Genomic DNA, 23,203 nt, shown 5'->3' on the forward strand with positions numbered 1-23,203 from the left:
ACAACTGTCATTCCTCTGTCGTGCGGGGCGGGTTTACCGTGGTTCATCGCTCCTGCCGGACAGTCTCATGCTGGTTCTCGAAGATCTGATCCGTCGTTACGGCGATCGCCGTGCGGTGGACCGCGTCTCCCTCGCCATCCCGCGCGGCCGCTTCGTCGGTGTCATCGGGCGCTCGGGCGCGGGCAAGTCGACCCTGCTGCGGATGATCAACCGCCTCGTCGAACCGACCGGCGGGCGCATCCTGTTCGACGGCCTCGACGTCACGGCCCTGCGCGGCCGCGACCTGCGGCGCTGGCGGGCCCGCAGCGCCATGATCTTCCAGCAGTTCCACCTGGTCGGCCGCCTCGACGTCCTGAGCAACGTGCTGATGGGGCGCCTCTGGGAGGTGCCCAGGCACCGCTCGCTCCTCAAGCTCTGGTCGGAGCGTGAGCGCGCCCTGGCGCTCGCCGCCCTCGACGACTTCGGCATGGGCGATTTTGCCGGCCACCGGGCCGACCAGCTCTCCGGCGGCCAGCAGCAGCGCGTCGCCATCGCGCGGGCGATGATGCAGGCCCCCGATCTCATCCTGGCCGACGAGCCCGTGGCCTCCCTCGATCCGCGCAACACCCGGATCGTCATGGACGCGCTGGCCGAGGCCAACCGCCGCCACGGCATCACCGTGCTGTGCAACCTGCATTCCCTGGATCTGGCCCGCAGCTACTGCGACCGCCTGGTCGGCCTCGCCGACGGGCGCCTCGTGTTCGACGGCGCGCCGGCCGACCTCACCGAGGACGTCGCCCGCCAGCTCTACGGGCTCGAGGCCGGCGAGGTGCTCGACGCGCCCGCGCCCGTCCTCAAGGCCTACCCCACCGCCCTCGTCGCCTGATCCGTCCCGGACGCCTTCGGAAGAATCCCATGCTGAACCGTCGCACCCTCGCCGGCGCCCTCGCGCTCGCCCTCCTCGCCCTGCCCGCCGCCGCGCAGGATTGGAAGGCGGCCTATCCGGAGCTGACCCTGGCGGTGATCCCGGCCGAGAACGCCTCCGGCACGAGCGACCGCTACGCGCCGCTGACCGGCTACCTGACCAAGAGCCTCGGCGTGCCGGTCAAGCTGCGCATCGCCAACGACTACGCCGCCGTGATCGAGAGCCAGCGCGCGGGCAACGCCCAGCTCGCCTTCTACGGCCCCGCCTCCTTCGCCCGCGCGGTGATGACCGGCGTGAAGGTCGAGCCCATCGTCAACCAGACGCACGACACCGGCGCCTCGGGCTACTACTCGGTGATCTACGTGCGCGCCGACAGCCCGTACAAGACGATCGCCGACCTGAAGGGCAAGAACCTCGCCCTGGTCGATCCCAACTCCACCTCCGGCAACCAGGCGCCGCGGTTCTTCCTGCACAAGGCCGGCTACCCGGTGGACGCGTTCTTCGGCAAGACCGTCTATGCCGGCAGCCACGAGAACGCCGTCCTCGCCCTCGTCCAGGGGACGGTGGACGCCGCCGCCAACCTCTACAACACCGACACCGACACCATGGTCACCCGCATGGCCGCCAAGGGCATGCTCAAGAAGCCCGACGGCTCAGCCATGACGCAGGCCGATTTCCGCGTGGTCTTCAAGTCCGACTTCCTGCCCGAGGGCCCCTTCGCCATGCTGGCGAGCCTACCCGACGACCTCAAGGCGAAGGTCCGCCAGGCCCTGGTGGACCTGCCGAAGGCCGACAAGGCGGCCTTCGACCGGCTCTCGGACGGCAAGGACCTCGGCCTCGCCCCCGTGACCCTGAAGGACTACCAGCCGGTCATCGAGATGCTGAAGTTCAACGACGAGCAGCGTCGCAAGTCCTGATGCGGGTTGCAGGCCCCGATCCGGGCCGCACGGGTCCGTGCCGGCCGATCCCCGTGCTTGAGACCGTCAGCCCCCTGCCCCCCGACCGCGCCGCCGCCCTGGCGCAGGCCTATGACGGCGCCGTCGCGGCGAGCCGGCGTCGGGTCTGGATCGGCCTCGCGGTGCTCGTCGTCCTCACGGGGCTCGCCGCGCAGGCCGCCGAGGTGCGCCCCGGGGTGCTGGCTGCGAACATCGGGAAGTTCACCGACTACATCGCCCAGATCCTGCCGGCCCTGACCCTCGGGAACCTCGGGGGCGACCTCGCCGAATGGTACTGGGGCTGGCCGAAATGGCTCGCGCTCCTCGGCGAGACCCTCCTGATGGCCTATCTCGGCACCCTGCTCGGGGCCATCGGCGGTTTTCTCCTGTGCTTTGCCGCCGCCGGCAACGTGGCGCGCAGCCGGACCGGATGCTTCCTCGTCCGGCGCATCCTCGAATTCTGCCGGACGGTGCCGGAGATCGTGTTCGCGCTGATCTTCGTCATCGCCTTCGGCCTCGGGCCGATGGTGGGCGTGCTGGCCCTGGCGATCCACACCACGGGGGCGCTGGGCAAGCTGTTCGCCGAGGTGGTCGAGAACATCGACCTGAAGCCGGTGGAGAGCCTCACCGCCGCGGGTGCCGGCCGCATCGAGACCCTGCGCTTCGCCGTGCTGCCGCAGGTGCTCTCGAACTTCGTCTCCTACGGGCTGCTGCGCTTCGAGATCAACGTGCGGGGCGCGGGCGTGATGGGGTTCGTGGGCGCCGGCGGCATCGGGCAGGAACTCCTCGTGGCGATCCGCAACTTCTACTACGCGGACGTCAGCGCGATCCTGGTCCTGATCATCCTCACCGTGATGGCGATCGACCTCGGGACCGAGCGCCTGCGCCATCACCTCCTCGGAGGCCTGCGATGACGCCCCGCGACCCGAACCCGGCCGAGATCGCGGCGTTGCGCCAGCGCTATCCCGAGACCTTCCGGCCGGCCCGGGGGCCCCGGCTCCTGGCCTGCCTCGCGGTCGCCGGGCTTATCGCCGTCGCGGGCTACGCGATGGTGCGGCTCGACTTCTCCGCCGTGCGCCTCCTCGCCGGCCTCGGGCGGCTCGGCGAATTCAGCCTGATGATGCTGCCGCCCGATCCGGCCGGACAGGCCTGGACCTTCCTGCGGGCGCTGGCCGAGACCCTCGGCATCGCCTTCATCGGCACGCTGACGGCGGCGCTGCTCGCCTTTCCGGTGGCGTTCCTCGCCGCCCGCAACGTCGTGCCGAACCCCTTCGTGCACTTCACGATCCGGCGCGGCCTCGACGTGATGCGCTCCGTCGACGTGCTGATCTGGGCTTTGATCTGGATCAACGTCGTCGGGCTCGGGCCCTTCGCGGGCGCGCTTGCCATCGCCTGCGCGGATTTCGGGGCGCTGGGCAAGCTGTTCTCGGAGGCCGTCGAGACCGTCGACGCCAAGGCCGGCGAGGGCGTCTGCGCATCGGGCGGCGCCGAACTGCACCGCATCCGCTTCGGCCTCATCCCGGCGGTGCTGCCGGTGCTCGGCAGCCAGGTGCTGTACTTCTTCGAGTCGAACACCCGCTCGGCCACCATCATCGGCATCGTCGGCGCGGGGGGAATCGGCCAGTACCTCACCGAGTTGATCCGCGTCCTCGAACTGCGCCAGGTCGCCTTCCTGATCCTGATGATCCTCGTCACCGTCGCGGCCATCGACGCCGTCTCCGGGCGCCTGCGCCGGGCGCTGATCGGAACGGCACGCTAGGCGGGCTTCGCGAAAGCGGTCGCCGGTTCTGCGCCGAAGACCTGCGACGGAGGACCTGCGACGGGGAAGACCTGCGACGGGGAAGACCTGCGACGGACCAGGGACCCGGGCAGGTTCGCGCCTACTCCACCACCAGCTCGACCCGGTCGGCGGCGAACAGGCTGCGGGTGGCCTGGATGCGCCGGCCCTCCCCGTCCACGTTCACGCTGGTCAGCGCGATCACGGTGCGGCCGGGGGCGATGTCGAGGCGCCCGGCCTCCGCCGCCGTGGCGGGGCGCGCGCCGATCCGCGTCGAGAGCCGGGTGTAGTCGGCCACGCCGAACCGCGCATAGGCGCGGGTGATCGAGCCGCAGTCGGCGTAGGCGGCGTCGAAGCCGGAAAAGCGCGGCAGCGGCAGGCAGGTCCGCGCCGTCGAGATCGGGGCGCCGTCGGCCAGGTGGCGCGTCAGGAGTTCGAGGATGGGGGCGCCGGGGGCGAGCCCGATGGCCTCCGCCCACTCCGCATCCGCCGGCACGGCGGCGGCCGAGACGAGGTCGCCCCAAGCCTCGCGGCCGGCCCGCGAGACGATCTCGGAGAACCGGGTCCGGGGGCCGATCGGGTAGGTGAGCGGCCCCTGCTCCACGAAGGTGCCCTTGCCCTGGGACGTCCGCACCAGCCCGCCCTCGGCGAGCACGCCGAGCGCCCGGCGCACGGTGTGGCGGTTCACGCCGAAACGCGCGGCCAGCGCCGACTCGGCGGGAAGCTGCGCCCCGGCGGCGAATTCGCCGCTGTGGATGGCATGGCCCAGCGCATCCGCGATCTGGCGCCAGGCGGCGAGGCCGCCCCCGCGCTGGAGGGCCGTCACGCCCGTGTCGCTCGCATCCTGCATGACGTGATCGAAAATCCGTTGTGCTTATCGATCCACATGTCTATACATATAGACATGTTGGAAGAGAGGCCCCGATGCCGAGCGCCAGCCAAACACCACCTGATCCCGGGATGCCAGACCTCGCGATGCGCCGGCGCGCGATGGCGCGGGCGGGCACCGCGACGGAAGGCGAGTTGCGCGAGGCCCTGGCGCAGGCCGGCCTCACGCCGGAGGCGGAGGATCTGCGGGCGCCGGAGACCGGCCTCGTCATGGTGCGCGGGCGCATCGGCGGCGACGGCCGGCCCTTCAATGCCGGCGAGGCCACGGTGACCCGGGCGGCGGTGCGCCTGCCCGGCGGCGAGACGGGGTTCGCTTACCAGCTCGGACGCGACCGGACGCGGGCCCGCCTCGCCGCCATCCTCGACGCGCACTGGCAGCGCCCGGAGGCGAGGCCCGCCCTCGAGGCGGCCCTGGCGGCCATCGCCGAGCGCCGGGCCGAGGCGGCGGCTTTGGCCGCCCGCAAGGTCGCGGCGACGCGGGTGAACTTCTTCACCCTGGCGCGGGGAGAGGATTGATGGCCCAGCCTCACGTCCAAGCTCTCGCGCAACCTCTCGCCCACGGCCAACCTCTCGCCCACGGCCAACCTCTCGCCCATGGCTTCGCCGACCCCGTCCACGAGGGGCAGGCGGTGTTTCGCGCCGCGATGGAGGCCCTGAGCCGGCCCGGCCGCCTGCTCCCCCTCGTCACGACCCTGATGCCCCCTGCCCCGCTCACGCCCGAGCTCGCCGCTCTGGCGCTGGCGCTGGCCGATGCCGACACGCCGGTCTGGCTCGACGCTCCCTTGCGGACCGATCCGGCGGTCGCGGGCTTCCTGCGCTTCCACACCGGGGCGCCGATCGTCGCGGAGCCGGCCCAGGCGGCCTTCGCGCTGATCGCCGATCCCGGCCGCTGCCCGGCCTTCACCGCGTTCGCCCAAGGCTCCCTCGCCTATCCGGACGCCTCCGCCACCCTGGTCCTGGCCGTCGCGGCCCTGTCGGACGAGACGGGCCTCGCCTTCGAAGGGCCGGGCATCCGGGGCACGGCCCGGCTCGACGCGGCCCCCCTGCCCGCGGACTGGCCCTCGCGGCTGGCTCACAACCATGCCGGCTTCCCGCAAGGGCTCGACCTCCTGTTCGTCGCGGCCGGACGGCTGGCCGCGCTGCCCCGCTCCGCCCGTCCGCTCGCCCCGGAGGCCTGACCATGTATGTCGCCGTGAAGGGTGGCGAGGCCGCCATCGACAACGCCCACCGGCTGCTGGCCGAGACCCGACGCGGCGACCCCGCCGTGCCCGACATGAGCGTGGCGCAGATCCGCGAGCAGATGCGCCTCCTCGTCGACCGGGTGATGACGGAGGGCTCCCTCTACGACCCCGATCTGGCCGCCCTCGCCCTGAAGCAGGCGCGCGGCGACGTGATCGAGGCGGTGTTCCTGGTGCGCGCCTACCGCACCACGCTGCCGCGCCTGGGTGCGACGGAGCCGGTCGATACCGGCGCGATGACCCTGAGCCGCCGGATCTCCGCCACCTTCAAGGACTTGCCCGGCGGCCAGGTACTCGGCCCGACCTTCGACTACACCCACCGCCTCGTGGACTTTTCCCTGGGCGACGGGACCGCTCCCGAGCCCGCCGCCGAGGCCGAGCCGGCCGCTGACGCCGCCGCCTGCCCGCGCGTCACCGATCTCCTCGGCCGGGCCGGCCTGCTCGAACCCTCGCCGGAGGATCTGGGCGCGCCGATCGGCGACCTCACCCGCGAGCCGGTGGACTACCCGGCCGACCGCGCGGTGCGGCTCCAGGCGCTGGCACGCGGCGACGAGGGCTTCATCCTGGCGCTCGGCTACTCGACGCAGCGCGGCTACGGCCGCACCCACCCCTTCGTCGGCGAGATCCGGGTCGGCGCGGTGGAGCTCGAGGTCACGCCGGAGGAACTCGGCTTTTCCGTCGGCCTCGGTTCGGTGGACATGACCGAGTGCCAGATGATCAACCAGTTCCACGGGAACGGCCCGGTGCCGCCGCAATTCACCCGGGGCTACGGCCTCGTCTTCGGCCAGGGCGAGCGCAAGGCCATGGCCATGGCGCTCGTCGACCGTTCCCTGCGCGCCGCCGAACTCGGCGAAGCCGTGGTGGTGCCTGCCCAGGACCAGGAATTCGTGCTGGCCCATTGCGACAGCCTGCAGGCGACGGGCTTCGTCGAGCACATGAAGCTGCCGCACTACGTCGACTTCCAGGCCGAACTCGACCTCGTCCGGCGCCTGCGTGCCGAGCACGGCGCGCGCGCGCTCGAGGACCCCGTCCAGCGGGAGGCCGCCGAATGAACGCGCGCGTCACGGTCTCCGCCGGCAGCGGCTACAACTTCGCCTATCTCGACGAGGGCACGAAGCGGATGATCCGCCGTGCCATCCTGAAGGCCATCGCGATCCCCGGCTACCAAGTGCCGTTCGCCGCCCGCGAGATGCCGATGCCCTACGGCTGGGGCACCGGCGGCGTACAGGTCACGGCCGCGATCCTGGGTACGTCGGACGTGCTCAAGGTGATCGACCAGGGCGCCGACGACACCACCAACGCCGTCTCGATCCGCCGCTTCTTCACCGCCACGGCGGGGATCGCCACCACGACGCGCACGGCGGAGGCGAGCGTGATCCAGACCCGCCACCGCATCCCCGAGGCGCCGCTGTCCGAGGGGCAGGTGCTGGTCTACCAGGTGCCGATCCCCGAACCCCTGCGCTTCCTCGAGCCGCGCGAGACCGAGACGCGCCAGCTCCATGCGCTCGCCGAATACGGCCTGATGCACGTCAAGCTCTACGAGGACATCGCCCGCCACGGGCACATCGCCACCACCTACGCCTACCCGGTGGAGGTGGCCGGCCGCTACGTGATGGATCCCTCGCCGACTCCGAAGTTCGACAACCCGAAGATGGACGATTGCCCCGCGCTCCAGCTCTTCGGCGCGGGCCGCGAGAAGCGCATCTACGCGATCCCGCCCTACACGCGGGTGCGCAGCCTCGACTTCGAGGACCATCCCTTCCGGGTCCAGAGCTTCGAGCGCCCCTGCGCCCTCTGCGGGGCGCGCGCCGTCTACCTCGACGAGGTCGTGCTCGACGATGCCGGCGGCCGGATGTTCGCCTGCTCGGACACCGACCATTGCGAGACCCGCCGCGCCGACGGCCACGCGGGAGAGGCGTCATGACCGAACCCCTGCTCACGGTCGAGGGGCTGACCAAGCGCTACGGCCGGCGCCTCGCCTGCGACGGCATCGGCTTTTCCCTCGATCCCGGCGAGGTGCTGGCGGTGGTGGGCGAATCGGGCTCCGGCAAGTCGACCCTGCTCTCGCTGATCGCGGGCGAGGTCGCGGCCGATGCCGGCGCCGTCTCCTACCGCATGCGCGACGGTGCCACCCGCGACCTCGCCGACCTGAGCGAGGCCGAGCGCCGGGCCCTGATGCGCACCGACTGGGGCTTCGTGCGCCAGGACGCGACGCAGGGCCTGCGCATGGCGGTCTCGGCCGGGGGCAATGTCGGCGAGCGCCTGATGGGTGTGGGCGACCGCCATTACGGCCGCATCCGCGCCACCGCCCTCGACTGGCTCGCCCGCGTCGAGATCGCGCCCGACCGGGTCGACGACCCGCCGACGCGCTTCTCCGGCGGCATGCGCCAGCGCCTGCAGATCGCCCGCAACCTCGTGACCGCACCCCGCCTCGTGCTCATGGACGAGCCGACCTCGGGCCTCGACGTCTCGGTCCAGGCCCGCCTCCTCGACATGATCCGGGGGCTGGTGGCCGAACTCGGCCTGGCGGTGATCATCGTCACCCACGATCTCGCCGTGGCGCGCCTGCTCTCGCACCGCGTCCTCGTCATGCGGGCGGGCCGGGTGATCGAGACCGGCCTCACCGACCAGGTCCTCGACGACCCGCAGGCCGCCTATACCCAGCTCCTCGTCTCCTCGGTGCTGGCCGCATGACGCCGCTCCACATGACGCCGCTTCTCACCCCGCCGCTCCTCGCCTTCCAGGACGTCGCCAAGAGCTTCACCCTGCACCTGCGCGGCGGGACGGTGCTCCCCGTCGTCGCGGGGGCGACGCTGACGGTCCATCCGGGCGAATGCGTCGTGCTCGGCGGCGCCTCGGGGGCCGGCAAATCCTCGCTCCTCAAGATGGCCTACGGCAACTACCGCTGCGCCACGGGTGCCATCCGGGTCCGCGACGGCGACCGCACCGTCGACCTGGCCGCCGCGGCACCCCGCGAGATCCTGAGGCTGCGTCGTACCACGCTGGCCTACGTCTCGCAGTTCCTGCGCGTGATCCCCCGCGTCGGCGCCCGCGCCGTGGTGGAGGCCGCCGGCATCGAGGGGGGCCTGGCGCCGGAGGTCGCCCGTGCCCGCGCCGCCGACCTGCTCGCGCGCCTCAACCTGCCCGAGCGCCTGTGGGCGCTGCCGCCCGCCACCTTCTCGGGGGGCGAGCAGCAGCGGGTCAACATCGCCCGCGGGCTGATCGCCGACCGGCCCATCCTGCTCCTCGACGAGCCCACCGCCTCGCTGGATGCCCGGAACCGGGCCGTGGTGGTCGACCTCGTCGCCGAGAAGCGCGCGGCGGGTGCCGGCATCCTCGGGATCTTCCACGACGCCGATGTCCGCGAGGCGGTGGCGACCCGCATCGTCGACGTCGCGGCCTTTCGCGGGGCGATGGCCGCATGAAACGGGAACACGCACGCATGACGGACCGGGTCGAGATCCTCGAGAACGCGCGCCTGGTGCGCCCCGACCGGGTCGAGACCGGCTGGCTCGCCGTGGTCGACGGGCGCATCGCCGAGATCGGCACCGGCACGGCCCCGGAGCGCGGCCTCGACTGCGGCGGCGACACCATCGTCCCGGGGCTCGTCGAGCTCCACACCGACCATCTGGAGAGCCACTACGCGCCGCGTCCGGGCGTGCGCTGGCACCCCCTCGGGGCGGTGCTGGCCTACGACGCGCAGATCGCGGCCTCGGGCATCACCACGGTGTTCGATTCCCTGCGCGCCGGCACCGACCCGGACGGCAGCGGGCTGGGCACCGAACTGGAGCTCCTCGCCGCCGCCCTGGCGGAGGCGCAAGGGGCGGACCTGTTCCGGGCCGAGCACCGCACGCACCTGCGCTGCGAGATCCCTAGCCCCGACGTGGTGGACACCGTGCGGGCGTTCGCGGAGCGCTACAGCATCGGGCTCCTGTCGCTGATGGACCACACGCCGGGCCAGCGCCAGTTCCGGGACGTGGCCAAGTACTACGTCTATGCCGGGCGCGGCGGTCGATCGCTGGAGGAGATCAAGCTCAACACCGAGCGCAAGATGCGCGACGGCCGCGCCCTCAACGCGGTGAACCGGCCCGCCCTCGTCGCTCTGGCGCGCGAACGCGGGATTCCGCTGGCCAGCCACGACGACACCACCCTGGCCGACGTGGCGCTCTCGCGCGAGGAATCGGTGGCGCTCGCCGAGTTCCCCACCACCCTGGAGGCGGCCGAGGCCTCGCACGCAGCCGGCATCACCGTGATGATGGGCGCCCCCAACCTGATCCGGGGCGGCTCGCATTCCGGCAACGTCGCGGCCCAAACCCTGGCGGAGGCCGGCACCCTGCGCATCCTGTCCTCGGATTACGTACCGGCGAGCCTGCTGATGGCGGCCTTCGCGTTGCCCGAGCGGGTCCCGGGCATCACCCTGCCGGAGGCCATCGCCACCGTGACGGCCAATCCCGCGACAGCCACCGGGCTCACCGATCGCGGCCGGTTGGAACCGGGATTGCGTGCCGACCTCGTCCGCGTGCGCCTCGCCCGAGGGGTGCCGGTGGTGCGCCAGGTCTGGCGTGCGGGCGAGCGGGTGGTGTGATGGCGGGCGGCTTCGTCCTCGTCGTCGGCCCGAGCGGGGCCGGCAAGGATACCCTGCTGCGGCTGGCGCGCGACCGCCTCGCGGGGGATCCCCGCTTCGTCTTCCCGCGCCGGCTCGTCACCCGGCCCCCCTCCGCCCACGAGGCCAACCTCGAACTCGACGACGTCGCCTTCGACATGGGCGTGCAAGCGCATGCCTTCGCGCTTCATTGGCGCGCCCACGGCCTCGGCTACGCCATCCCCGCCGAGACCGTGAGGCAGGCGGACGACGGGCATTGGATCGTCTGCAACGTGTCCCGTCGCATCGTTTCGCAGGCGCGCCGCACCCTGCCCCGTGTCAGCGTCGTGCAGGTCACGGCCTCGCCGGAGGTTCTCGCCAGACGCCTTGCGACCCGCGGCCGCCCCGAGGACGGCGACCTGCGCGCCCGCCTCGACCGCGCGATCCCGATCGAGGCCGAATGCACGATCCACAACGATGCCGACGCAGAGGGTGCGGCCGACCGCCTCGTGGTGCATCTGCGCGCGTGCGTTGCCGGCGCGCGGCCGGGTGCCCACACGAATTGCGTCTGATGGCTTCGCACCGCGGATGTCGGTCATCCTCGGGCGCCGCGCGGGCTCGGTGAGACGGTTCCCGCTTGATCCAAGCGGAAACCGTCTCATCCCGAGGTGCCGTGGCGATGCCGCTGTCGGGGCGCTTCGGGATGGGGTCGCGCCCGGGGCCATCGAAGCCGCGGCGGCGGCATGACCCGGCCAACCGGACCGTCGTCGGACACGCTCGTCCCGATCGATCACGCGCAGCGCCGCCAGGACCGTTTCATGGCGCCGTCGTATTCATGGCGCCGTCGTATTCATGGCGCTGTCGTAAATCGTGGCTACGGAATGGCCACGTCCCACTGCCGCCTGCGTTCAGACACGGCATTCGCGCTCAAACGACCATCGTTGGTTGGCTATAGGCCCGGTGAAGACCGATGGTTCTTCAAAGGAAGCTGGCTGACCGACTTGGATGCCCGCGCGCCCGCCGTGCCCTGATCCCCGGCCATCTTCGGATCTGAGCCGCAATGACAACCGATTATCACGTTCTGGCAAACGGTTCCCTGATCCAGGATTGGTCGAATGCAGGGTCGATCACGACGAACGACGAGTGGGCCGGCGTGCCGAGCATCGTCGGATATCGCGGCGACGACATCACGACGGTGACCGGCGCCGACCCGCAGACCCTCGCCGGGGACGGCACGGTCACGGTGGACGTGAACGCCAACCAGACCAATCCGAACGGCTTCTCCACCGGCGGCGTCGCGGAATTCGCGCTGTCCGACCCCACGGTCGCCCTGGCCGGATCAGGGACGGCCGACGCGCCCAACCTCGTCATCCACCTCGACACCACCGGCCGGCGGGACGTCACCGTCTCCTACACCCTGCGCGACCTCGAGGACGGCGCCGACAACGCCGCGCAGGCGGTGGCGCTGCAGTACCGGGTCGGGACCACCGGCGCCTGGGTCAACGTGCCGGCCGCCTACCGCGCCGACGCCACCGCGGGCCCGAACACCTTCGGGCCGGACGGCGTCGTCACCGCCGTGCTGCCCGCCGCGGTCGAGAACCAGCCGCAGGTGCAGGTGCGCGTCATCACCACCAACGCCCTCGGCAACGACGAGTGGATCGGCATCGACGACATCAGCGTCACGAGCGCGGGTGCGGCGGTGGTCCCGGCCCTGTCGGTGGCCGACGTCGCCATCGCGGAAGGGGATGCCGGCACGACGCAGGTGGTCTTCACCGTGTCCCTCGACGCCCCGGCACCGGCGGGCGGCGTCGCCTTCGACATCGCCACCGGCGACGCGACCGCCACCGCGGGCAGCGACTACGTCGCCGCCGCCACCGGCCTCACCATCGCGGCCGGGCAGACCTCGGCGACCTTCGCCGTGACGGTCAACGGCGACACCGTGTTCGAGCCGGCCGAGAGCTTCGGGGTGAGCGTGACGAACGTGGTCGGCGCGACGGTGGCCGACGGCGAGGCCGTGGGCACCCTCCTCAACGACGAGACCCCGCCGACCATCGGCGGCATCGCCGTGTACGACGCGGCGCCCTCGCTCACCGGCACCCAGGGCGCGGCGCCCGTGGCCACGAACGCGCTCCAGCTCGTGCGGCTGGGCGCCTACGCCACCACCGACGACGCCGCCACCGGGGACGCCCCGAACGCCGAGGTCGTGGCCTACGACGCCACCACCGCGAGCCTCTACGTGCAGAACACCAACGAGAACCGCATCGAGATCGTGACGATCTCGGCCACCGGCAGCCTCGCAAAGAGCGGCGAGATCCTGCTCGCCGGCCTCGACCAGTACGGCGCGGTGAACTCCGTGGCGGTCTTCGACGGCCTCGTGGCGATCGCCTATGCCAATGCCGCCGGCGACCAGCCCGGCCGCGTCGCCCTGTTCGACGCCGACGGAACCTTCCTCAGCTCCCTCGTCGTCGGCGTCGGCCCCGACCAGGTCGTCTTCACGCGCGACGGCCAAAAACTCCTCGTCTCCAACGAGGGCGAGCAGTTCACGGTTGCCAGCAACCCGGTCGGCAGCGTGTCGATCATCGACGTGTCGGGTGGCGTGGCCGGCGCCGCGACGGCGGCGGTCACCGCCACCGTGGGCTTTGGCGCCCTCGACGGCAGCGAGGCCGCCCTGCGCGCCAAGGGGCTCGCGATCAGCCCCGGCAACACCGCCTCGTCCGACATCGAGCCGGAGTACATCACGATCTCGCCCGACAACCGGTTCGCCTACGTCACCCTGCAGGAGGTCAACGGCGTCGCCGTGATCGACCTCGCCAACCCCGGCACGGCGCCCATCGCGATCCAGCCCCTCGGCAGCGTCGACCGCTCGCTGCCCGGCAACGCGTTCGACGCCTCCGACCGTGACGGCCCCGGGGGCGATCCGGCCGTCACCGTCGCCACCACCCCCACGGCCACGCCGATCTACGGCCTGCTCCAGCCCGATGCGATCGCCTCCTACGCGGTGGGCGGCACCACCTACTTCGTCACCGCCAACGAGGGCGACCAGCGCGTCATCGGCGGCGAGGACAACACCGCCGACGTGTCGCGCCTCAGCGCCATCCCCGACAGCCAGCTCACGCCCGAGCTGCGGGCGCTCAAGGCCGACCCGGCCTACGCCCGCCTCAACGTACTGCGCCAGACCGGCGACACCGACGGCGACGGCGTCATCGACCAGCTCAACACCCTGGGCGGCCGCGGCATCTCGATCTTCCGCCAGAACGCGGACGGGACGATCACCAAGGTGCGCGAGACCGGCGGCGAGTTCGAGACGATCTTCGCCCGCGACGCGGCGGCGCAGTTCAACATCGACCAGGAGCCGAACGGCGACGGGGTGTTCGAATTCGACAACCGCTCGGACAACAAGGGTCCGGAGCCTGAGGGCGTCACCATCGGGACGGTGGACGGGCGCACCTACGCCTTCGTCGGGCTCGAGCGCCAGAGCGGCATCCTCGTCTACGACGTGACCGAACCGGAGACCGCCAGCTACGTCTCCTACGTCCCGCCCGTCGACGGGCCGGCCGATCGCGGTCCCGAGGTGCTCACCTTCATCGCGGCGGCCGACAACCCCACCGGCACCCCCATCGTCGTCTCGGCCAACGAGGTCGGCGGCGGCGGCGCCACGGTCTATGCCGCCCTCACCCGGGGCTACACCCAGGAGATCGGCTTCGCCGCCGAGTCCCTCGCGGTCGCCGCCGCGGAGGGCGACGCGGGCACCACCACCCTCACCTTCACCGTCCAGCGCAGCAACGGCACCCTGGGCGACCTCGCCTTCACCGCCGAACTCACCGGCACCGGGACCGCGCCCGTCTCCGGCGACGACCTCTCCGGCAATCCGGGCCTGCCGCTGGCGATCGCCGGCACCATCCCGGCCGGCGCGGCCTCGGCGGTCGTGACCGTGACGGTGCAGGGCGACGTGACGCCCGAGGCCGCCGAGACCCTGGCGCTGACCCTGACGACGGCCACCACCACCCAACCCGGCGTCACCGCGGCGGTGAGCGCCACCGCCGGCACCGCCACGGGCACCGTCCTCAACGACGACGTCACCCTGATCTCCACGGTCCAGGGCACCGGCGCGGCGAGTGCGCTTGTGGGTCGGACCGTGACCATCGAGGCGGTCGTGGTCGGCGACTTCCAGAACGGCGACGCCGACGCCAAGCGCAGCCTCGGCGGGTTCTTCCTGCAGGAGGAGGCGTCGGACCGGGACGGCGATGCCCTGAGTTCCGAGGGCGTGTTCGTCTACGAGGGCACCGGCGGCGCCCTCGCCGACGTCGCCGAGGGCGACCGGGTCCGCATCACCGGCACCGTCACCGAGTTCAACGGCGAGACCCAGATCACCGTCGCCTCGGCCGCCGGCATCGCGGTCGTCCAGGCCGGCGCGCTCTCGGCCGCCGAGGTGAAGGCCTCGGCCGCCACCGTGACCCTGCCGGCCGCGGGCACCATCGGCACCGGCACGACGCAGCAGCCCGACCTCGAAGCCTACGAGGGCATGCTCGTCACCCTGCCACAGACCCTCACCATCACCGAGCAGTTCAACCTCGACCGCTTCAACGAGGTACGCCTCGCCGCCGGCGGCCGGATCGAGACCTACACCAACGCGTTCGAGCCGGATGCGGCCGGCTACGCGGCCTATCTGGCGGCCAGCGCAGCCCGCTCGATCGTCTACGACGACGGCCTCAACACCCAGAACCAGCCGATCGACAACCTCGACGGCTTTGCCGGCTACGCCACCGCCACCGCGCCGCGGATGGGCGACACCGTCACCGGCCTCACCGGCGTGCTCGGCGACGGCCCGGCCAACGCCTACCGGGTGCGGGCCATCGACGACGGCGACACCACCTTCGTGGAGGCCAACCCCCGCACCGCCGCCCCCGACGACGTGGGCGGCAGCCTCAAGGTCGGCAGCCTCAACGTCCTCAACTACTTCCGCACCCTGAACGCCAACGGCGCCGACACCGCCATCGGCCTCGAGCCCCGCGGCGCCAACAGCGCCGCCGAGTTCGACCGCCAGACCGAGAAGCTCGTCAACACGCTCATCGCCACCGGCGCCGACGTGCTCGGGCTGACCGAGCTCGAGAACCAGTTCCAGCCGGCCAACCCCGGCAACGCGCTGGAATACCTCGTCGGCCAGCTCAACCTGAAGGCCGGCGCGGGCACCTACGCCTCCATCGACCCCGGCGACCGGCTCGCAGAGGGCCAGTTCCTCGGCGGCGACGCGATCGCGGTCGGCTTCATCTACAAGCCGAGCAAGGTCTCGGTGGCGATGAACACCACCATCGAGACGCTCGACGACGCGGACGTGGCGGCCTTCGACCCGTCCCTGCTGCAGCAGAGCTCCATCGGCGCGATCTTCAACGGCGCCAACACCAGCCGCGCGGCGCTCGCGGTGACCTTCGAGGAGACCGCGAGCGGCGAGGACTTCACGGCGGTCATCAACCACTTCAAGTCGAAGGGCGGCACCGGCACCGGCGCCGATGCCGACCAGGGCGACGGCCAGGGCAGCTGGCAGCAGCAGCGCGAACTCGCCGCCACCGCCCTCTCCCGGTGGATCGCCCTCAATCCCACCGGCACCACCGACGACGACACGCTGCTGCTCGGCGACTTCAACGCCTACATCAAGGAGGACGCCCTCGACGTCCTCAAGGCGGGCGGCTTCACCAACCTCGCCGAGGACCGCCTCGCCAACCCGTATTCCTACGTCTTCGACGCGGCCTACGGCGCCCTCGACCACGCCTTCGCCAACGGCAGCCTCGACGGCCAGGTCACCGGCGTCACCGAGTGGCACATCAACGCCGACGAGGCCGACGCCCTCGACTACAACCTCGATTTCGGCCGCGACCCCGACATCTTCGATGCCGACGTGGTGGCCCGTGAATCCGACCACGATCCGATCATCGTCGGGCTCGCCCTCGACCGGACCGGACCGGCCCTGGTGTCGGCCAGCCCCGCCGACGGTGCCGCCACAGTGGCGGTGGGCGCCGCCATCGTCCTCACCTTCAACGAGGCGGTGCGGGCCGGCAGCGGCAGCATCACGCTGACCGACGGGGCCGGCGACGTCCGCACCATCGCCATCGACGACGCCTCCCAGGTCACCATCGCCGGCACCACCGTGACGATCGACCCGGCCGCGGACCTCGCCGCGGGCGCTTCCTACGACGTCATCGTCCCGCCCGGGACGCTCCTCGATGCCGCCGGCAACGCCTTCTCCGGCCTCGCCCAGGATCAGCTCGACTTCAGCACACAGGACGCCGCCCCGATGACCTACACGCTCCAGATCCTGCATGCCTCCGACTGGGAAGCCGGGATCGGCGCCATCGGCCGCGCCGCCAATTTCGCCGCCATCGTCGACCGCCTCGAGGACCAGTCCGCGAACTCGATCACCCTCTCCACCGGCGACGGCTGGATCCCCAGCCCGTTCTTCATCGCCGGCGGCGACCCGCAGCTCGCGGCCACCTACAACGGCGTCTACAACCAGCTCTTCGGGCTCTCGGGAGCGGAGGCCTACGGCCGCCTGTCCGCCTCGGTGGGCCGCGCCGACATCACCATCCAGAACATCATCGGCGTCCAGGCGGCGGTGTTCGGCAACCACGAGTTCGACTCAGGCCCCACCGAGGTCGCCAACATCATCGGCTCCAACCTCGGCACGGCGCCCGGCGCCGCCGACGACACCTGGGTCGGCGCCCTGTTCCCCTACCTCTCCACCAACCTGAACTTTTCGCGCGAGGCCGCGCTCTCGGGCCTCTTCACCCCCCAGATCCTCGACGCGGGCTTCGCCGCCAACGGCCCGACCTCGACCAACACCGGCACGGGCGCCGACCGCATCGCCAAGTCGACGATCCTCACCGAGAACGGCGAGCGCATCGCCTTCGTCGGCGCCACCACCCAGATCAACCCGCTGATCTCCTCGCTGGGCAACGTCACGGTGGACGGCTTCAACGGGGCCGACAACATCCCGCTGCTGGCCGAGCAGATCAACGCCGAGGTCGACCGGGTGCTGGCCGCCAACCCCGACATCGACAAGGTCATCGTCGGCACCCACCTGCAGCAGTTCTCGAACGAGCAGGCGCTGGCCCCGCTCCTGCGCAACGTCGACGTGCTGATCGGCGGCGGCTCGAACACCCGGCTCTCCGATGCCGACGACCGCCTGGCGCCCGGCGACGTCTCCGTCGGGGCCTACCCGCAGTTCTTCACCAACGCCTCGGGCCAGACCCTCGCCCTCGTCAACACCGACGGCGAATACTCCTACGTCGGGCGCCTCACGGTGACCTTCGACGAGGCCGGCAACGTCATCCGCGACTCGATCAGCACGCAGACCAGCGGCGCGGTGGTGGTCGACGACACCACGGTGACCGAACTCTACGGCTCGACCGAGGCCGCCTTCACCCCCGGCAGCAAGGGTTACCTGGTGCGCGAGGTGATCGAGGGCCTCGACGCGAACAACGACGGCGTCCAGGAGACCCTCGGCGTGGCCGACGTCATCCGCCAGCAGGACGGCAATATCCTCGGCCGTTCCTCGGTCTACCTCGAAGGCCGCCGCGGCGAGGTCCGGACCGAGGAGACCAACCTCGGCAACCTCTCGTCCGACGCCAACATCTGGTACGCCAAGCAGTACGACGAGACCGTCACCGTCTCGATCAAGAACGGCGGCGGCATCCGCGACTCGATCGGCTCCTTCGCCGCCACCGCCGGCGGCACCGCCGAGCTTCCCCCCGCCGCCAACCCGGCGGCCGGCAAGCAGGCCGGCGACATCTCGCAGCTCGACGTCACCAACTCCCTGCGCTTCAACAACAACCTCTCGCTGGTGACGGTGACCGCCGGTGAGCTCGAGAAGATCCTCGAGCACGGCGTGGCGGGGGTGGCGCCGGGCGCGACGCCCGGAGCCTTCACGCAGATCGGCGGCGTCAGCTTCGCCTTCGACGCCACCCGGCAGTCGCAGACCCTGGACGTGAACGGCACCGTCACCCGCGAGGGCCAGCGGATCCTCTCGGCCGCGATCATCGACGAGGACGGCTACATCCTCGACACCCTCGTCGAGAACGGCCAGGTGGTGGGCGACGCCGACCGCGAGATCCGGGTCGTCACCCTCGACTTCCTGGCCACCGGCTCCGCCACGGCACCGGGGCTGGGCGGCGACAACTACCCCTTCCCCGCCTTCGGCGAGGACCGGGTGAACCTGCGCGACGCCACCGCCGCGTCGCTGCCCGACACGGAGACCTTCGCGGCTCAAGGATCGGAGCAGGACGCCCTGGCCGAGTACCTCAAGGCCTTCCACCAGGAGACCCCGTTCGGGCTCGCCGATACCGCCCCCTCCGGCGACACCCGCATCCAGAACCTCTCGGCCCGGGCCGACACCGTCCTGCAGCGCGGGATCTCCGACCAGGGCGGCACCGGCAACGACATCCTCGAGGGCACCGCCTTCGCCGACAGGCTCAGCGGTGGGGAGGGCGACGACACCATCATCAACAGCCCTGGCAACGACATCCTGTCGGGCGGCTCCTCTCCCAACGGCTTCACCGGCAACGACACCCTCGTGCTGAACAGCCGCTTCTCCGAGGTCACTGTCAGCCAGGTCGGCGGCGTCCAGGTCATCACGGGTCCGGAAGGGAGCGACGCCGTCAGCGGCTTCGAGCGGTTCCTGTTCTCGGATGGCACCATCGTCACCGGCGACGGAGCGCCCCTGGTGGACGACCTCTTCTACCTCGCCGCCAACCCCGACGTCTTCGCCGCCGGGCTCGATGCCGATGCCCACTACGCGCAATACGGCTTCGAGGAAGGCCGCGATCCCAACGCCTTCTTCTCCACCGACGGCTACCTGGCGGCCAACCGCGACGTGGCGGCGGCGGGCCTCGACCCGCTCGCCCATTACCAGACCTACGGCTTCAAGGAGGGGCGCGATCCGGGCGCTAGCTTCGACACCCAGCGCTACCTGGCCGCCAATTCGGACGTGGCCGCGGCCGGCCTCAACCCGCTGGCGCATTACCTCCAGTACGGCCAGGGTGAGGGCCGGACGGTCTACGAGGCGGTGGGACGCACGGCCGATCTCGCCCGGGCGGGCTTCGACGCCGAGTACTACCTCCTCGCCAACGGCGACGTCGCCGACGCCGCCCTCGGCGCGCCCGACGTGTTCGCCTTCGCCCGGAACCACTACCAGACCTACGGCATCGCCGAGGGCCGCGACCCCAACGCGGTGTTCGACACCGACGGCTACCTGGCGGCCTACACCGACGTGGCCGCGGCCGGCCTCGACCCCCTCGCCCATTACGGGCAGTTCGGATGGCGCGAGGGCCGCGACCCCTCGGTCGACTTCGACAGCAGCGCCTATCTCGCCGCCTACGGCGACGTGGCCGCCGCGCAGATCAACCCGATGCWCCTTCGGGGGCGGCACCATCGGCTGATCCCACCGGACATCCGGACGATGCCGACGCCTCCCATGGCCCGGCATCGTCGCAGCGAAGACGGCCGGTCCGGCGTGCGACCGGCCGTTTCCGTTTCCGTTTCCGGGCGAGTCCTGCCGGGCCGAGTGCCGGGACAAGTGATGCTACCGGACCGAGTGATGCGATCCCGAAGACGATGGTGACGGCGACCGCGTGGCTGCTGGAGCGTCGCCCGCGATCGAGCATCCGCTTTCGCCGATCGGAGGAGTCGCGGCTTTTCGATGGGGGTCCTGACGGCCGCGCGGAGCCATTCCGGCGAAACGAGATCGCCGCCGTCCTACACTCTGCCCGCAGGACGATCCCGGCTACACGACCAATGCACCCGAACAAGCAGGCGGCGGGTGCAGATCGCCCCGATCGATACCGAGTTCTCGATAGAGTGGTGCTGCTGGACAGGATTGAACTGTCGACCTCCTCATTACCAAAAATGTCGCACCAGGGTTATGGGGGGTAAGGGAGGTATATAGGCGAAGAACTAAGTCGTTGCTAAATCGAATGAATTTGTCATACCTTTGGGTATGGCGGGCGTCACGGGGTTATACGAGTCGTGCTGCCCATGTGCTGCCCAAGAGGCGCGGAATGCAGAAGTTTAAGCTGACCGACTCTGCCGTGATAAGGGCCGAATTGCCGGCCGGCAGCACCGACATGGTGATCTGGGACAGCGACGTCGCCGGGTTTGGGGTTCGCCTCCGGCCGATCGGCAAGAGCTGGATCTTGGCCTACCGGCCCTCTGGTGCGGGCCGACGCGCCCACACGAAGAAAATGAAGCTCGCGACGGTCAGTGCGGTGGCAAAGGTTGCGGATGCACGCAGGCTGGCCCAAGTCGCACTCGGTCGGATCGCGCAGGGCGCGGACCCGCTCGCCGAGCGAGCCAAGGAGAAGCGGCGAGGCCGAGCGAGGCTGTGCGATCTGCTGGATCGATACGAGCGCGACTTGGTCCGACGTGGCTACGTGAACCGCAAGGACGTCATGAGTAGCCTGCGGACCAAAATGGCTCGGCTGCTCACCCGGGACGTTCAGGACATCACCGGCCGGGATCTCGCGGCCATCATGGAGGCGCTACAAGCCAAGAAGCAGTCCGGCGCAGCCGAAGGCTTCCGCACCCATGCCAGGGCCTTCTTCACGTGGTGCGTCGTATCGGCCAAAGTTCTCTCCACGAACCCGTTGGCTGGGCACCGCAAGGAGCGTGCAACGCGTGCAGACAGGATCGCCAAGACGGAGAAGGGAAGGGCCTTATTGGATGCTGAGCTCGGCCGGGTGTGGCAGGCAGCGGACCCCGCAACGACGTTCGGTCGGTTAATCCGCTTCTACATTCTCACTGGATGTCGTCGTGGCGAGGGCGCTGGACTGACGTGGGCGATGGTGGACGAGAGGGCGCAAGTTCTCGATTTACCGGCCGTCTTTGTGAAACAGGGCCGCGGGCACAAGGTGCCGATCGCGGCGCAGCTCCGCGGCTTGCTCGGCTGCTGCATCCGCGATGCCCGATCTGACTTGGTGTTCCCGTCGATGCGCTCCGGCGGCGAAATCAGCGGTTGGACGAAGCTCATGACCGGGCTGAGAACGAAGGCCGGCGTCGATTTCACCCTTCACGATCTCCGGCGGACGTTCAGGACCGGGCTGTCCCGGCTCGGCATCGACGTCGATACGGCGGAACTCGCTATCGGCCACGCTCGGGCTGATCTCGAAGCGATTTATAATCGCGACGAAGCGCTCGATCGCTTGCGAGACGCCTTTGAGAGGTGGGCGGCTCGGGCAGAGATATTTGAAGCCGCTGCGGAGTCACACTGATAGCTTCCTAAGGCCAAAAAAAAACCGGGCTCCGGGACCCTTCCAAAAAAGTTGCCCAAGGGCAGGGTCGCAGGCACCCCAGCGGGCTTCTAAATTCTCACAGTGCGGGTCCAGCATCATCCGCGAGCGCGGATCCTCGACCAGAGAAGGCCGCGGCGGCACCCTCATGGGGTTCTTGTTGGGTATGTCCCGAGGCGGCCGGCGCTGCACCGGCAGGGGCATGTCCAAAGTTCCTGTGCCACCTCAACCCCCACCAGCCATCATGGGCGCAGCATGCTCGGCGGGTGTTGCGGTTCAGTTGAGATACAATGCGACCAGCGCAGGTCCTGCGCCAAACCGAATTGTCTCGCGGCGTCAGCAATATAGCGTCGGCATGTATGTCACCGACAAATTATCAAATGGATCACAATCATACCCACATCGGCCCAAATGTATGTCAGTCGTATGTCTCATCAACTAGTGTGCCCACTCGCTACGGCCGCGCATTAACATCAAACACCATTGACAGCCTTCAGGTATCGGCCCAAATATGCACTCGAAGACTGCGCTCCCGTGAAAAACAGCTGAACCGGCGATCCTGAAAGCAGTCCGATCCCCAACCCAATCGCATTTGCGATGCGCGCCGCTATGGGCGGGCGCTCGCACGGGAGGATCTGCATGTCGTCTGTTGCCTCAGCCCCCGCCAATAGGCGGCCCGTTCCCGATCTCGGGCGTCTGCCTGATGACGCGCTTTTAGATCGCAACCAGGTCTCGGCCCTCAGCGGCTTCACGGTGCAGGCGTTGAAACAGTGGGCCGTACAGGGCCGCGGCCCCCGCATCACTGTCGTGGAGGGTCGCCCGCGCTACCGGGTCCGCGACACGCGCGAATGGATCGGGGCTGTCTGATGTCAGTTTCCATCAGCCGCGGCCTCCCTCACGTGCTCTTCGCAACTTCTGGGCGGTTCTTGGCCGACTCGCTGGCGATGCAACTGGACGAACGCGAGCTGTCGCGCCTCCGCGCTGCCTTGCACAGCGTCGCTTACTGCTGCGACGCCATCCTAGCGAATCCTAGGACGATGCCTCTCAGCGGCGTCCTAGTGAACGGCGCGATTGCGGACATGGTGGTCGAGGGCGATGCGATCATCATCTTCGCCGACGCCAACCCGAAGCGCGGCTACGCCACGGCGCATGTCCCGATCGGCGAGATTCTGGCGGCGCGCGCCGACATCGGATGCACGGTGTTCCGACCGGCACAAGCGAATGCCCTTGCTCGGCAAATCAGCCGAGACATCACGAGCCGAGGCACCACGAGCCGAAGACCATGTGCCGAGTTACGGCACGACGATCTCGTCCGGCTGGCGGCACACTTCCTTGGTGAGGAGACGGTTGCTGGCCTGCGCGAGGTGACAGACGGCGTTCCGGTGCTCGCCATCATCGGCGACACGCGCCCGGTCGGCATCACGAGCGGGCAGTTCTTCAAGTCAGTGACGCGTCTGCCCGGCGACTGGCTCGGGACGTCCGTGCCCGCCGGTCGCTGCTGAACGTCGGCACCCGTGACCACAAACACGCAAGCCCGGGCCGCCGACGGGGTGTTGGCGCCCTTCAGGGGCCGGGCTCATGCGCATCCCCCTTCAGACGCAAATAC

At 70.4% G+C, this 23,203-nt stretch carries 16 protein-coding genes; 15 read left to right on the plus strand and 1 reads right to left on the minus strand.

Translation table 11 applies throughout. The features are described 5' to 3' along the window. Positions 1–67 precede the first annotated feature (67 nt). The 4 genes from phnC to phnE (ASF39_RS05135) are packed head-to-tail and all read left to right on the plus strand — an operon-like array spanning position 68 to position 3,598. The gene (gene phnC, locus ASF39_RS05120) at positions 68–865 is read left to right on the plus strand and encodes a phosphonate ABC transporter ATP-binding protein (protein ID WP_055880283.1); all 798 of its coding nucleotides are present in this window, start codon (positions 68–70) and stop codon (positions 863–865) included. A gap of 29 nt (positions 866–894) precedes the next feature. Then, entirely contained in the window at positions 895–1,821 is a 927-nt protein-coding gene (gene phnD, locus ASF39_RS05125; protein WP_056281610.1) for a phosphonate ABC transporter substrate-binding protein, read from the plus strand. Between the two features lie 53 nt (positions 1,822–1,874). Then, positions 1,875–2,753 (plus strand): phosphonate ABC transporter, permease protein PhnE, encoded by an 879-nt coding sequence (gene phnE, locus ASF39_RS05130; protein ID WP_056281614.1) that lies wholly within the window; start codon positions 1,875–1,877, stop codon positions 2,751–2,753. Beyond that, positions 2,750–3,598, plus strand: coding sequence for a phosphonate ABC transporter, permease protein PhnE (phnE, locus tag ASF39_RS05135; protein WP_055880292.1), 849 nt, complete (start codon positions 2,750–2,752; stop codon positions 3,596–3,598). Before phnE (ASF39_RS05130) ends, phnE (ASF39_RS05135) begins: the two co-directional genes overlap by 4 nt. Positions 3,599–3,719: 121 nt before the next feature. Here phnE (ASF39_RS05135) and phnF read toward each other — a convergent pair whose 3' ends face one another. Next, positions 3,720–4,466: a phosphonate metabolism transcriptional regulator PhnF gene (gene phnF, locus ASF39_RS05140; RefSeq protein WP_056281617.1), complete on the minus strand. Its 747-nt coding sequence runs from the start codon at positions 4,464–4,466 to the stop codon at positions 3,720–3,722. Positions 4,467–4,576: 110 nt separating this feature from the next. Between phnF and phnG the strand changes: the two genes are divergently transcribed. The 11 genes from phnG to ASF39_RS05200 all read left to right on the plus strand — a co-directional run bounded on the left by phnG (position 4,577) and on the right by ASF39_RS05200 (position 23,099). Further along, entirely contained in the window at positions 4,577–5,020 is a 444-nt protein-coding gene (gene phnG, locus ASF39_RS05145) for a phosphonate C-P lyase system protein PhnG (RefSeq protein WP_274533815.1), read from the plus strand. Next, positions 5,020–5,682 (plus strand): phosphonate C-P lyase system protein PhnH, encoded by a 663-nt coding sequence (gene phnH / locus ASF39_RS05150; RefSeq protein WP_082494373.1) that lies wholly within the window; start codon positions 5,020–5,022, stop codon positions 5,680–5,682. The genes phnG and phnH overlap by 1 nt, the downstream gene beginning before the upstream one ends. 2 nt (positions 5,683–5,684) lie before the next feature. Next, the gene (locus ASF39_RS05155) at positions 5,685–6,794 is read left to right on the plus strand and encodes a carbon-phosphorus lyase complex subunit PhnI (protein WP_056281622.1); all 1,110 of its coding nucleotides are present in this window, start codon (positions 5,685–5,687) and stop codon (positions 6,792–6,794) included. Then, positions 6,791–7,666, plus strand: coding sequence for an alpha-D-ribose 1-methylphosphonate 5-phosphate C-P-lyase PhnJ (locus tag ASF39_RS05160; RefSeq protein WP_056281626.1), 876 nt, complete (start codon positions 6,791–6,793; stop codon positions 7,664–7,666). The genes ASF39_RS05155 and ASF39_RS05160 overlap by 4 nt, the downstream gene beginning before the upstream one ends. Then, entirely contained in the window at positions 7,663–8,436 is a 774-nt protein-coding gene (gene phnK, locus ASF39_RS05165; RefSeq protein WP_055880306.1) for a phosphonate C-P lyase system protein PhnK, read from the plus strand. The genes ASF39_RS05160 and phnK overlap by 4 nt, the downstream gene beginning before the upstream one ends. 11 nt (positions 8,437–8,447) lie before the next feature. After that, positions 8,448–9,167: a phosphonate C-P lyase system protein PhnL gene (phnL, locus tag ASF39_RS05170; RefSeq protein ID WP_056281630.1), complete on the plus strand. Its 720-nt coding sequence runs from the start codon at positions 8,448–8,450 to the stop codon at positions 9,165–9,167. Between the two features lie 17 nt (positions 9,168–9,184). Continuing rightward, positions 9,185–10,327: an alpha-D-ribose 1-methylphosphonate 5-triphosphate diphosphatase gene (locus ASF39_RS05175; RefSeq protein ID WP_055880313.1), complete on the plus strand. Its 1,143-nt coding sequence runs from the start codon at positions 9,185–9,187 to the stop codon at positions 10,325–10,327. Further along, positions 10,327–10,896 (plus strand): phosphonate metabolism protein/1,5-bisphosphokinase (PRPP-forming) PhnN, encoded by a 570-nt coding sequence (gene phnN / locus ASF39_RS05180; RefSeq protein WP_055880317.1) that lies wholly within the window; start codon positions 10,327–10,329, stop codon positions 10,894–10,896. The genes ASF39_RS05175 and phnN overlap by 1 nt, the downstream gene beginning before the upstream one ends. 581 nt (positions 10,897–11,477) lie before the next feature. Then, a complete protein-coding gene (locus ASF39_RS05185; protein ID WP_244472279.1) occupies positions 11,478–19,934 on the plus strand; it encodes an ExeM/NucH family extracellular endonuclease in 8,457 nt (2,818 codons plus the stop codon). 436 nt (positions 19,935–20,370) lie between these two features. Then, on the plus strand, positions 20,371–21,579 hold the full coding sequence (locus ASF39_RS05190) for a tyrosine-type recombinase/integrase (RefSeq protein WP_056281634.1): 1,209 nt from the start codon (positions 20,371–20,373) through the stop codon (positions 21,577–21,579). Between the two features lie 962 nt (positions 21,580–22,541). Next, positions 22,542–23,099, plus strand: coding sequence for a hypothetical protein (locus tag ASF39_RS05200; RefSeq protein WP_156648401.1), 558 nt, complete (start codon positions 22,542–22,544; stop codon positions 23,097–23,099). The last annotated feature ends 104 nt before the right edge of the window (positions 23,100–23,203 follow it).

The organism is Methylobacterium sp. Leaf108, from assembly GCF_001423265.1.
In the GTDB taxonomy this organism is placed as follows: Bacteria; Pseudomonadota; Alphaproteobacteria; order Rhizobiales; family Beijerinckiaceae; genus Methylobacterium.